This window comes from Anaerocolumna jejuensis DSM 15929 (assembly GCF_900142215.1).
GTDB lineage: Bacteria > Bacillota > Clostridia > Lachnospirales > Lachnospiraceae > Anaerocolumna > Anaerocolumna jejuensis.
The window spans coordinates 220,951-233,320 of sequence record NZ_FRAC01000008.1 but is presented as its reverse complement, the minus strand read 5'-3'; the positions used below and the strand labels follow the sequence as shown (position 1 = coordinate 233,320).

Below are 12,370 nucleotides of genomic sequence, written 5' to 3'. Positions count from 1 at the left end.
ATCATTAAGGGAGGATTATATGTTTAAAGTTAAGGTATTTGGGAAAAAAGTTCTTGCAGTAACATTAGCAACAGTAATGCTGACTGCAACAGGTTGTGGTGCAAATAATACAAAAACCACATCTGAAGGCGGTAACAAGGACGCGGGGGCAAAAACAACAGAAGCGGCAACACCGGACAGCGGCAAGAAAGATACCGCTATGACAACCATTTCTGTATACAGGGATTGCTTTAACGTCGGAGTGCCTGATACAAAAGAGGTACAGGCAGTTCAGGATGCAATCAATGCTTATATTGGGGATAAGATTAATGTTCAGATTAAGCTCAATGACATTAGTAACAGTGAGTACAAAGACAAAGCAAACCTTGCACTTGCCAATGGTGAAATCAATCTTCTTTGGACTGCAAACTGGATTGAAACAATCAGAACAGATGATCTTGTAAAGCAAAACGCTGTTTACGACATAACACAGAAACTTCCTAACTATGATATTTACAAAGCTATGCCAGATTGGGTATGGAAATCCTCAGCATTTAACGGAAAGAATTATTTTATTCCCTGCTACAAGGAATCAGCAGAAGGATATAACCTCATGTTCCGTAAAGATTTAGTTGATAAGTATAAATGGGATTTATCCACTGTTAAATCGCTGAAAGATATTGAGCCTATGCTGAAGGATTGTAAAACAGAAGGTCTGAAATATCCTTATTTAACTCAGAAAACATCTATGTTCTTTCGTTATTATCTGAACAAATTTGATTTCTTCAGCCAGGATAGTTTTATCGCTGTTGACAAAGATAAGGATGCGGTTGTTGATACCCTTTCTACACCTGAGTACAAGGAATTTAGCAGCTTAATGGGTGACTGGGCATCTAAGGGCTATATCAGTGAAGATGACCTTACAAAGACAACAACAGATACTACCACTCAGACAAAGGATTGGGGAATTTCCTGGTGGACCGACGTTCCTAACAACGATGAAGCAAATACACGTTATAAACAAGACGTTGAAATGGTTAAGATTACAGATAACTGGAAGCAGTCCAATACTACTTTAGGTTCCTGCTATACCATTGCTTCTACCTGTACGGACGAACAGGTTGATGCCTGCCTGAAATTCTTAGGTCTTTTATACACAGATAAATCTTTAGCAGATCTGTATACCTTTGGTATTGAAGGAACAGATTACACAAGAGAAGACGGAAAGGTTAAGAAATCAGATGCAGGTCTGTATAACCACAGTGCATGGGAGTCAACATCTATAACAAATCTTTCTCTTGAAGCTGGCGAACCGGATAATAAGGTTGAGCTATATACTACTTTCAATGACAGTTCAAAGGATTCAATTGCCAATGGCTTCAGATTTGATAAGTCCAAAGTTGATGCAAAATATGCAGCCTGCCAGCAGGTATTTAACGAATTCGGATTTGCTCTTGAAAATGGTGGATATAAACCCGGTGATGTAGACAAAGCTATTACAGACTATCAGAAAGCACTTGATAATGCCGGTTACCAGGATGTTTTAAAAGATGCTCAGCAACAGTATGAAACCTGGAAGAGCATTAGATAATATGAATGACAGATAATGTATTTCAGTAATTAAAACATTGTACTGAAGGATATAGTTTATTTATAAGAAATGAGGGAATCCCTTAAACCATTTAATGATTTAAGGGATTCTTTCTTTTTGATTTTCACACTAGTGACCTGTAAAGATTAAAACTGTATCAAAACAGGGCAACCTAAATAAATTCATTTATCCAATACCTATTCCAAGACATTGAATACTCAATGAACTGAGTTCTGTCTCAGCTATGTTCAGCCAACTGCCATGTTTTGGTGTGTAATGCATATCAAATTTTTGTGATAACCAGTATGCAGTTACTGGCGAAAATGCCTCATAGAATGCAGCCTTGCTATTTGTATTTATATTATCGGATACCAGAATGATTTTTTCACAATCCGGATAATAAAAATTTAGGTCGGCACTTTTGGGGTTGTCCGTTGGTTCATGTTTATAGTAATTAACATATATTACTGAGTAAATTGCTTAATGATAATTTGAAGTTCCGCAAGGAGTGCTTCCGTTGAGATGTCGGCGCTGGTGACTCCAAATATTGCAAACAAAATACTGTTTGCTCTGGCACGAGTATCGTGGATAGAAAAAACTCCTTCTTTACAACCATCATCTAGTAGCTGTTGAAATGGTTCACACAATTGATAAAATGTCTGAAGTCTCATGTTGTCGAGAAGAAAACGAAATTTTTCATAATCGTTCTGATATTTTATCAATTGCGGTTTGACATTTGAAAATTGCTCAGAGCATAGTTCTAATACTTTATTTAAGCGATCTGTTACAGAAACATCCTGATTTTTAATTATCTTTGTAATATATGGGATAAAAGGATCATCGTCATAGTTTAGAACTGCTTCCATTAGCTTTTCTTTGCTATTATAGTAGTGAAGAACTGTTCCCCGAACTACTCCGACTTCTGCTGCAATATCATCAATTGTCGTTCTAAAGTATCCGTTTTTTAGAAACATTTTTTGAGCAGCTTGTATTATTTGTTTTTCTCTTTGTTTGGTATCATTAATTCGTTTTGCCATAGAAACTCCTAATTATTTACATGGAATATATGTTTCAAGAATATCCGCATTTGGAGTTTTCACTATTACATTTGCGATTAATTTTCGAAACTCTTCATTTAATTGTATCATTTCATTAATTCCGTTTTTTGCATGATCGCAGACACAAAGATCTCCTATCGTAGTATAGCAACACAATTTTAAAAACAGATAACACCTTAATTTTTTGGAGGTAACGAATTCATAGTCACTATGAGGTAATATCTCATATCCAAGTTCTTTTAAGGCATCATAATACTCTTTTACAGAATTGATGATGGTGTATAAAAAGACCTTATCTTTCTTGATTTTTCGATAATTATATCCTGTGTAATATGCTGCATATACAAACGGAAGTATAAATGCGACATGACTCTTTAACCAATCATCCATTCTGTTTTCAATAGTTAGCCTCATTCGTGTTCCCTGAAAAATGTTCTTAATCCATTCATCACTTTCGTGAGAATTATCAATACGTCCAATAGTCATTTCATTTAAATAAAAAGAATCGACATATTTACTGGTTCTTTGCCCACCCGCACTAAAAAAACCAAAAAATACATTTTTATCTTTCATAAGTTCTAAATAACCTGTCGCATTAGGGTTGTTTCCAATAAAAATAATATTCTTGCTCTGATTATCGTTCAAAACAGGAATGATACTATCCAGTTGTGTATATTGCAAGGTTACAAAAATAATGTCATAAAAATCGTCATTCGTCAAAGAATTAATCACATGTAATTTGTCATTTGTAGTTTTAATTCTAAATTTATGCCTAATTGTTAGACCGTTTAGATTGATTTCATCATACCAACATCCTCTTGCAAGAAGAGTTACATTCTTATTGGATTTATTGAGTAGATGGATTAAATTGCATCCTAATACTCCAGCACCATAAACTAGTATTCTCATAATTGTATACCTCCATTAATTACTTATGCGTTATGTAGTTTAACTGAGTATTTTGATTATAGTTGCTTATTGACAAAATGTCAATAAGCAACTATAAAAAGCCAACAGCATAACGCCATAAATATTTCAGTTTATCAATAAATGATCTGGCTACAACTGGTATAGTCATTTTATCGACTTGACTATAGAAAGTGTAGCCATATAAAATATATTAGGGGTTTCAGGGGATTTTAGCACCTGACAAGATGCAATAGGACGGCGACGTCGCTATTGCATATCTTTCCGTGTTCTCCTCACCCTTTATCAAACTAAAATTGTTCATATTTACAGAAATTATAATCAGAATAAACGCCAAAACTGGTTTAAAAAAAGGAAAATGCACCAGCCTGGTTTCTATCGGAAAATTTGAAAACAGTTAGTATATAGATAATACAAAAAGTTTTATAGCCGAAAAAGTATAGCTCTATGATTTTGCGAGATATTGAGAAAGAAATAAAATATCAACCAGAACTATTGGCAGTAAATGCAGATGGTAAGAAATCAAGATTTACCACCTATGTGAAATGTTTTTCTGCTTATCAATGCAAGGCAGCATAAAAGAAATTTGTATCAAGAGAAATCAGTAAGATGTGGCATGGGTAGGAATTATCTCCCATGCATCATCTAATGAAGATACTTAAAATACTATGAATGAAAAAAGTAGTTAAGGCTGTCCGACTGAGCAATTTATAAGGGTGGGTTTAAAGTAACTAGTGCCTTGTAATTATTAAAACTGTATCAAAATATTTACTTCAACTCCTTGGTGAAGTTAGAGAACGAATTTCAGCCAAGCCATTGCATTTGGATGCTGACACTCAGTTACCCAGACCCGGTTATTGCCAGAAAATTGACTCTGAATATGTCAGATGTGGGACAAACCCTTAGGTGGATGGAGGCATGTATCTGCACTCCAGCATCGTACTAAGGGTGATTATGCCAGGATGATGAAGCAAATTGCAGAAGAATATTATCCGGATTGTGAAAAAATCATTCTGGTATCCGATAATATAAATACACATAGCAAGGCTGCATTCTATGAGGTATTTTCGCCAGTAACTGCATACTGGTTATCACAAAAATTTGATATGCATTACACACCAAAACATGGCAGTTGGCTGAACATAGCTGAGACAGAACTCAGCTCATTGAGTATTCAATGTCTTGGAAATAGAAGAATCAATACAGTGGATGAACTAAATTTTACTATAGCCAACTGGGAAACTTTAAGGAACCGAAGGCAAATCGGAGTTAATTGGCAGTTTACAGCAGATGATGCCCGAATTAAGTTAAAACGTCTATATCAAAAACCTCTTTTTCAAGAATAGGTATTGGATAAATGAATTTATTTAGGTTGCCCTGTTTTGATACAGTTTTAATCTTTACAGGGCACTAGTTTCCTTTGTTCTGCTGTCTGAATTCCGTTGGGGAAACGCCCCAGACTTTCTTAAAAAGCCTGCTGAAATAAAGGGGATTCTCATATCCCGTGAGCTCTGCTACCTCGGATACCTGGAAGAGAGGGTTAGTCAGGAGCTCCCTAGCTGTAGTCATCCGTATATTGATAATATACTGCCTTGGTGAGGTTCCCACCTGTTTAGTAAAGGTATCAATGAAACGGTAATAATTCAATCCCCGGCTTTGGGTAAAGTTTTTGATCGTAAAATCTTTTTCTGGAGAATTATGGAATATCCGCAGTGCTTCCTCAACTTCTTTATTGTAATTTTCAAAAATCTTATTTTCCCTGATACGGTTTCTGCCCATTTTCAGCAGAAGCTCCTGCATCATCAATTTAAGCTGCTCTTCACAAAGGGGCTGCTTTAATTGCAGCTCCTGGATAATTCCGTCAAACAGATGGAGATAGCTGCTATGAGCTCCTACATAATAGATATTTTCTTCACCCCATCCTGTTTGGCTTAAAAATATATTGTCTTTCTTACAGGAAAAATGAACCCAGTAAATGTCCGGATGCTCCTCCAGATAATAATAGTAGAATTGAGGGTCTCCGGGATGGAAAAGTACACAATTACCTTTCTCTAATATCTGGATTTTTCCGTTTATTTTAAAATGGGCCTTTCCCTCAGCTATATAGATAAGCTGATAATTGGCAGCGCCCATAGGCCTTTCTGTCTGAAATTCTTCTTTGCGGATCAAGCGGTATCTGCCGCTGCAATGCACGAAAAAATCCTGGTCCGATACGGATTTCTCATCGGACTGCCAATCATAATATCCTACTACTGTCAGCATAAGTCCTCTTTTCCTGGCATTAATGCCATTTTCTTTCACACCCTGATTTGTGGCAGTGCCGTATCTGCAAACAGCTGCGGCATGCAATGGGAGCCAGGATGTAAAATCCTGCAAATATATTTTATATTTATTTTCCTTTCCTGTCAAAGCGAAAATGAAAACTTTGTGCATGTAGATATCAATTTTATGTATGGTAATATTGATGCCGTTTTGATATATTCTAGAAAGAAAATAAATTTTATGCTGATGAAAGGAATAATCATGTTAAAGTCAGAGTTGAAATTACCTTTATATCATGAAGATACTTCTGTTCTTCATGCAGGCTGTGAAGAAAACCGCAGCTACTATATTCCCTTTGCTCCCGGTGAAAGGGAGAACAGCTCCCGGGTGGAACTTCTGAATGGAGAATGGGATTTCCGTTTTTATAATAACCCCTTTGAGCTGGAGGATTTTACAGAGAGCGGATATCTTTATAAGGATTACGATACCATACCGGTTCCGGGATGTATTCAGATGTATGGCTATGACCGCCATCAATATACCAATATAAATTTTCCTTTTCCTTATGATCCTCCGCATGTTCCGCTGGATAATCCGACCTGTGTTTACCATCGCAGCCTGCCTGTGGAACAGATGCCCGAAGGTCAGAAATACTATCTGAACTTTGAAGGAGTGGATTCCTGTTTTTATGTTTATATCAACAGCACACTGGCAGGCTACAGCCAGGTATCGCATTCTACCAGCGAATTTGATATAACGGCCTACATAAAACCAGGTCAAAATGATATTACCGTTGTGGTATTAAAATGGTGCGACGGAAGCTACCTGGAGGATCAGGATAAATTCCGTATGACGGGTATATTCCGTGACGTTTATCTGATCAGCCGCCCGGCAGACCATATCCGTGACTTTTTCGTTAAAACCCAGTTAAAGGATAACTATACCAAAGCGGAAATCAAGGTGGAGTTTGAATTTGACGGAGAAGCAGTGCCGGTAGTCTGCACCTTGACAGATGCCTCCGGTAAGGTGGTTGCTGAGGATACCGTAAAGGATTCACAGCTTTTCATCCCGGTGGAAGAGCCGGTTCTTTGGAATGCGGAGAACCCTTATCTGTATACCCTGGCCATAGCTGCCCCTGATGAGGTTATTTATCAGAAGGTGGGTATTCGCTCTGTTGAAGTTATCAAGGATATTATTCATATTAATGGTGTTAAGGTAAAGTTTAAGGGAGTCAACCGCCATGACAGTGACCCGGTAACCGGTTATACCATCAGCAGGGAGCAGGCATTAAAGGATTTAAAATTAATGAAGGAAGCAAACATTAATGCAATCCGTACAAGCCATTATCCCAATGCACCCTGGTTCAGCGGCCTTTGCAGTGAATATGGCTTTTATGTAGTGGCAGAAAGTGATTTGGAAGCCCATGGTGCTACCTGCTTTTACGGCGGGGGCTGGGAAACCTATGGCGACCTGGTGCAGCGGGAAATGTTCGCTGAAGCGATTTTGGACCGCAATCAGAGAAATGTTATCAGGGATAAGAATAATGCCAGCGTCATTATCTGGTCTATGGGAAATGAAGCCGGCTACAGTAAGGCATTTGAGGATACGGGCCGCTGGATAAAGGAATATGACAGCACAAGGCTCCTGCATTACGAAGGAAGTACAAGCCAGACCGGCGGACACACTAATGATACCTCCATGCTGGATATTTACAGTACTATGTATGCATCTATTCCCAGCATAGAAGAATACCTGGCAGCTAATCCAAAGCCCTATATGCTGTGTGAATTCGTACATGCCATGGGCAACGGGCCGGGAGACATGGAGGATTACTTTGAATGTATCTATTCCCATGAACGTTTTGCAGGCGGTTTTGTATGGGAATGGTGTGACCATGCCATATACCGCGGGATAACTGTTGACGGGCGTAAGGTCTTTCATTATGGCGGAGATTCCGGGGAATATCCTCATGACGGCAATTTCTGTGTGGATGGTATGGTATCCCCCGACCGTATCCCTCACCCTGCCCTTGCAGAATATAAAAATGTTATCCGCCCCGTACGTGCGGCCATTGTTAAGAAGGAAGAGTTCACTGTTGAACTGGAAAATAAGCTGGATTTTACAAACCTTAAGGATTTTCTTACAATTGAGGCAGAGCTTTTATGCAATGGAGAGAGGGTGGCAGCTTATGCTTTAGGAGCAGTCGATTTGCCGCCTCATGGAAAAACAATAATTCAACTGCCTGTTGAGAAAAGCCTTCTGGAAGCTCAGAGCATAAATGCAGGAATAACCATCAAGCTTAATTATATTCAGTCCATCGAGCTACCTTTTACATCAAAAGGCCATAAGTTAGGCTTTGACCAGCTGTTTATCAAAGAAAGCGCAAATCCTTTTGTTAAAGCCGGCGGGAACGGGCCGAAAGTTACATCAATTACGGTAGAAGAAAATGCCTCTAAGATACTGGTTGCCGGAGTTGATTTTAAGTATTGCTTTGATAAATTACATGGAAGCTTTGAAAGCTTAGTAATAAAGAATCAAAACATAATAGAGAGACCACTGGAATTTAATATCTGGCGTGCACCTATGGATAATGACCGCAATATCCGCAGCTCCTGGGAAATGGCCCGCTATGACAGGGCATTTCCCCGTGTGTATGAAACCTGGGTATCCCAGGAGAAGGGTGTAACAGCCATTCATTGCCGCCTGGCAATCACAGCTATTCAGATTCAGCACATACTGGACTTGAATGTGACCTGGTTCATCGGAGAGGATGGTACCATTACAGCGGAAATGGAGGGAAAACGGAACAAGGAGCTTCCTTTCCTGCCGCGCTTTGGCCTGCGTTTCTTCCTTCCCGGGGAATATGACAGTGTTCAATATCTTGGCTACGGTCCGGGAGAGAGCTACGTTGACAAGCGCCGCTCTGCCTGGTTTGGAAGGTTTGACCAGAAGGTTTCCGATATGTATGTGGATTATATCAAACCCCAGGAAAATTCCAGCCATTACGGCTGTGAGGAACTGAAGCTAAGCGCACTCACTGGCAAGGGAATTTATATTACGGCCCAGGCACCTTTCTCCTTCCAGGCAGGTAAATACACACAGGAAGAGCTGGCTTCAAAAGCCCATAATTATGAACTGGAAAAGGCAGATGGCACAATTCTTTGCCTGGACTATAAAATGAGCGGAACAGGTTCTAATTCATGCGGACCTGCACTTGCTGAAAAATATCAGTTGAACGAGGAAGACATATCCTTTAAAGTGACCCTGCAATTTAGCTGATAGATCAGGATATTGACAAAATGGTCTGAAAATACGGTTTTTTGCAATAATAATCTAAGCGTGTTTTATAGTTATATAGTTTAACATTTTACGTTTATATTCATATGATAGATGTAAGAATGAATATACGAGGAGACTCTAAGTTGGATGATAATAACTTATTCCAAATGCAGGGTTATGGAGAGGATAAAACGGTAGAACACGATTATGTTGTATCAGATGAAGAATTTGTATTTCCCCCTGATTCCGACCAAAGGCGTTATCTGAGTCAAGGACCAGGTCAGGGAGGACCGGGAGGACCCGGCCAACAGCCACCACAGCCAGGACCGGGAGGCCCCGGAGGACCAGGCCAACGGCCACCGCAGCCAGGACCGGGAGGACCGGGAGGACCCGGCCAACGGCCACCACAGCCAGGCCCAGGAGGCTCAGGAGGGCCCGGCCAACGACCGCCACAACCAGGACCGGGAGGCCCCGGCCAACGACCACCGCAGCCAGGACCAGGAGGCCCAGGAGGCCCCGGCCAACGACCACCACAGCCAGGACCGGGAGGACCGGGAGGACCCGGCCAACGACCACCGCAGCCAGGACCAGGAGGCCCAGGAGGGCCCGGCCAACGGCCACCACAGCCAGGACCAGGGGGCCCAGGAGGACCCGGCCAACGACCGCCGCAGCCAGGTCCAGGAGGGCCCGGCCAACGGCCACCACAGCCAGGACCGGGAGGCCCAGGAGGACCCGGCCAACGACCGCCGCAGCCAGGACCTGGAGGACCGGGTGGGCCAGGAGGACCAGGTCCCAGACCACCGCAGCCAGGCCCGAGACCACCACAACCAGGCCCCAGACCACCGCAACCAGGCCCGAGGCCACCGCAGCCAGGCCCCAGACCGCCGCAGCCAGGCCCATTCCCACCAGGACCATTCCCGCCGCCGGGGCCATTTCCACCAGGACCAGGACCATTTCCACCGCCGGGACCAGGACCCAGACCACCACAGCCATTGACACCGCCGCCTAATTTTATACCGCAATTGCCAACCACAGAAGGACCGGAATCTTTTCGTATGGGAGGGCAAGTAGGCCGTAATAATATATGGACCTGTTTAAACCGGTTTACTTTTGTCTGGCTGATTAATGGAAGGAGCTTTTGGTTTTTCCCTACTTTTGTAGGAAGAAATCATGTGGAGGGCTTTCGCTGGAGAGGAGATTCCTGGGTATATGATAGAATTAACCTTAGACTGATATTTTTCTTTTTGTGTTTCTAAAAAAATTATAGTTTTAAAACTATAAAAAGGGTACTGCAGGTTATTGCAGTACCCTTTTTGTGTGAAAATGTAAAAAAATTAAAAGGAAAATAAAGCGTTAATTTTTGCTGATACTATATGCTTTAACTGCCCAAATACCGGTTCTTCCCTTTGTTACAGGTTGGAAAAGTTTCATTTTAACCTTTCTCCTATTTTGCAAAGTTATTTCTACTAAACATAAATCTTTCTTCTTTTTTAAAATTTCAACGCTATCAACCGTATCAATTTTCAATTGGTTCATTAAAGTATCCATTGCTGCTTCCTTAGGGTCTAACATACCTGGCCTATGCCCATTGTCTGCGGATAATTGCAAGTTATTGAGCTCTGAGGAGTCCAGCTGAATTTCTGTCCATTCAATATCATTATTTTGTTTATTAAATAACAGCTTATAAACCAATGTTATGATTATTATAAATAGAAGAGATATCAATAAAATTATTAATGCTGCTTTTTTGTTTTTTTTAATATGACAATTCATAAATTTTTACCTTGACCCGCGCACTATGTAAATAAGATCTCATTCCCAATAATGGTTACCAGATATATGATCCAAAACCGCTTATATAATATATCTTTTTTGATTTTATGTCAATGGTTTCCATATTAATTAATTTAACAGATGTTTCATCTTTCAACATAAGTAAGAGTAAAATCATATAGGTCAATAGTACTAAATGCGTTTCTTTCAATTTTCGATATTTTATGATAGAATATAGCAAAAGGGGCAATGCAAGGGAGACATAAAATTAATATGGATAATACCCAGCCGGAAAGAGAAAATGCACTTCGCAGAAAAAGGCGTGTGAAACACCTTAAGAATGCGATTATTATAATAATTATCATCTGCTTGATACTCCCAACTTTACTTTGTATGATATTATTCGGCAAAATCTACTCATTAGAGAGAAAAATCGACAAGTTAACAGAAAATCAGATAAAGACGGAAGAAAAAAGCAGTAAGACCTTCGAAAAAAATATTTACTATCATGCAGAAGATTATTCATCTTCTCTTGAAGAATCAGAAAAAAACAGTTATAATGAAAAAAAAATATCTGTTATAGATTCATCGGACATTCCCGTAGCCGGAGAGAATACAGCTAAGGGCACAAAAAAGGATTCCGGAACTTCACAGAATACCAAAGCGGAAACCGGGAAAAACAGCGGAAAACAGTCAGGTAAAGTGGCGGAAGCTTCCTCCGATGGCAAGGCAGATGTTTTTAATACAAAAGAAAAACAGAACAAAGTACAGGACAAGGACTCATCTTCTTTAAAAAATACGATTAATGGCATTGATGAGCAGGAGCGGAAGAAATACGAAGGAAAGGAAGTGTATTTAACCTTCGATGACGGCCCAAGCAGCTATACAGATGACATTCTGGATATACTGAACAAATATCATGTAAAGGCAACTTTTTTTGTAATTGGCAAGACGGATGAACAGTCTAAAAGATTGTATAAGAGGATAGTGGAAGAGGGCAATTCAATTGGTATGCACTCTTATTCCCATGATTATAAGCAGCTTTATAAATCTTTGAAGACCTTTGAAAGTGATTACAGGAGAATAAGAAAATTAATATATGATACCACTGGCTTTCATACTGATATTTACCGTTTTCCGGGAGGAAGCGGAAATCAGGTCAGTGATACGGATATGTCAGTTTTTATCCGCTATCTTAATAAGGAACATGTAGTATATTATGACTGGAATGTGGCAAGCGGTGATGCTACCGGAGTAAGCTATACGCCAAAGCAGCTTTGTGATAATGCGTTGGAAGGCATTGCCGGGCATACAAGATCCATTGTGCTGATGCACGATACGGATGCCAAGTTAAATACTGTCAAGTCCCTTGATGAATTATTGAGTACCTTAACACAAAGCGGTGCAAAACTTCTTACACTAAATGAAACAGTAAAACCTATTCAACAGGTTAAACTTAGTTCATCAGAACTTAATAATAAGTAATTACATAGGAGGAACC

Annotated in this window: 10 protein-coding genes; 4 read left to right on the top strand and 6 right to left on the bottom strand. The window is 40.1% G+C overall.

Annotated elements, in window-relative coordinates:
• Positions 1 to 19 precede the first annotated feature (19 nt).
• Positions 20 to 1,570 (top strand): ABC transporter substrate-binding protein, encoded by a 1,551-nt coding sequence (locus BUB77_RS07180; protein WP_073274291.1) that lies wholly within the window; start codon positions 20 to 22, stop codon positions 1,568 to 1,570.
• A gap of 186 nt (positions 1,571 to 1,756) precedes the next feature.
• On the opposite strand, the gene BUB77_RS30975 is transcribed toward BUB77_RS07180, so the two are convergent.
• The 3 genes from BUB77_RS30975 to BUB77_RS07165 form a co-directional block, all read right to left on the bottom strand.
• Complete coding sequence (locus BUB77_RS30975) at positions 1,757 to 1,951, bottom strand: transposase (RefSeq protein WP_408606387.1); 195 nt, start codon at positions 1,949 to 1,951, stop codon at positions 1,757 to 1,759.
• An 83-nt stretch (positions 1,952 to 2,034) separates the two neighbouring features.
• Positions 2,035 to 2,607, bottom strand: coding sequence for a TetR/AcrR family transcriptional regulator (locus BUB77_RS07170; protein ID WP_073274290.1), 573 nt, complete (start codon positions 2,605 to 2,607; stop codon positions 2,035 to 2,037).
• A 12-nt stretch (positions 2,608 to 2,619) separates the two neighbouring features.
• Positions 2,620 to 3,537 (bottom strand): ketopantoate reductase family protein, encoded by a 918-nt coding sequence (locus tag BUB77_RS07165; RefSeq protein ID WP_073274288.1) that lies wholly within the window; start codon positions 3,535 to 3,537, stop codon positions 2,620 to 2,622.
• A 905-nt stretch (positions 3,538 to 4,442) separates the two neighbouring features.
• Here BUB77_RS07165 and BUB77_RS07160 point away from each other — a divergent pair.
• Positions 4,443 to 4,901 (top strand): transposase, encoded by a 459-nt coding sequence (locus tag BUB77_RS07160; protein WP_073274286.1) that lies wholly within the window; start codon positions 4,443 to 4,445, stop codon positions 4,899 to 4,901.
• 64 nt (positions 4,902 to 4,965) lie between these two features.
• On the opposite strand, the gene BUB77_RS07155 is transcribed toward BUB77_RS07160, so the two are convergent.
• Positions 4,966 to 5,817: an AraC family transcriptional regulator gene (locus BUB77_RS07155; RefSeq protein ID WP_170866603.1), complete on the bottom strand. Its 852-nt coding sequence runs from the start codon at positions 5,815 to 5,817 to the stop codon at positions 4,966 to 4,968.
• A 261-nt stretch (positions 5,818 to 6,078) separates the two neighbouring features.
• On the opposite strand from BUB77_RS07155, the gene BUB77_RS07150 reads away from it, so the two are divergent.
• The gene (locus BUB77_RS07150) at positions 6,079 to 9,096 is read left to right on the top strand and encodes a glycoside hydrolase family 2 TIM barrel-domain containing protein (RefSeq protein WP_139241129.1); all 3,018 of its coding nucleotides are present in this window, start codon (positions 6,079 to 6,081) and stop codon (positions 9,094 to 9,096) included.
• A 138-nt stretch (positions 9,097 to 9,234) separates the two neighbouring features.
• On the opposite strand, the gene BUB77_RS07145 is transcribed toward BUB77_RS07150, so the two are convergent.
• Together BUB77_RS07145 and BUB77_RS07135 are read right to left on the bottom strand one after the other, a co-directional pair.
• Positions 9,235 to 10,089 carry a hypothetical protein gene (locus tag BUB77_RS07145; protein ID WP_073274283.1) on the bottom strand — a complete coding sequence of 285 codons (855 nt, stop codon included), beginning with the start codon at positions 10,087 to 10,089 and terminating at the stop codon, positions 9,235 to 9,237.
• Between the two features lie 360 nt (positions 10,090 to 10,449).
• Positions 10,450 to 10,869, bottom strand: a complete 420-nt coding sequence (locus BUB77_RS07135; RefSeq protein ID WP_073274279.1) for a hypothetical protein — start codon at positions 10,867 to 10,869, stop codon at positions 10,450 to 10,452.
• A 273-nt stretch (positions 10,870 to 11,142) separates the two neighbouring features.
• Between BUB77_RS07135 and BUB77_RS07130 the strand changes: the two genes are divergently transcribed.
• Complete coding sequence (locus BUB77_RS07130) at positions 11,143 to 12,354, top strand: polysaccharide deacetylase family protein (RefSeq protein WP_073274277.1); 1,212 nt, start codon at positions 11,143 to 11,145, stop codon at positions 12,352 to 12,354.
• The last annotated feature ends 16 nt before the right edge of the window (positions 12,355 to 12,370 follow it).

Bases quoted from the DNA above. Each gene is read 5' to 3' on its own strand.
- BUB77_RS07155 (WP_170866603.1), bottom strand. From the start codon at position 5,817: ATGCTGACAGTAGTAGGATATTATGATTGGCAGTCCGATGAGAAATCC.
- BUB77_RS07135 (WP_073274279.1), bottom strand. From the start codon at position 10,869: ATGAATTGTCATATTAAAAAAAACAAAAAAGCAGCATTAATAATTTTA.
- BUB77_RS07170 (WP_073274290.1), bottom strand. From the start codon at position 2,607: ATGGCAAAACGAATTAATGATACCAAACAAAGAGAAAAACAAATAATA.
- BUB77_RS07150 (WP_139241129.1), top strand. From the start codon at position 6,079: ATGTTAAAGTCAGAGTTGAAATTACCTTTATATCATGAAGATACTTCT.
- BUB77_RS07130 (WP_073274277.1), top strand. From the start codon at position 11,143: ATGGATAATACCCAGCCGGAAAGAGAAAATGCACTTCGCAGAAAAAGG.
- BUB77_RS07160 (WP_073274286.1), top strand. From the start codon at position 4,443: ATGTGGGACAAACCCTTAGGTGGATGGAGGCATGTATCTGCACTCCAG.
- BUB77_RS07165 (WP_073274288.1), bottom strand. From the start codon at position 3,537: ATGAGAATACTAGTTTATGGTGCTGGAGTATTAGGATGCAATTTAATC.
- BUB77_RS07145 (WP_073274283.1), bottom strand. From the start codon at position 10,089: ATGGCTGTGGTGGTCTGGGTCCTGGTCCCGGCGGTGGAAATGGTCCTG.
- BUB77_RS07180 (WP_073274291.1), top strand. From the start codon at position 20: ATGTTTAAAGTTAAGGTATTTGGGAAAAAAGTTCTTGCAGTAACATTA.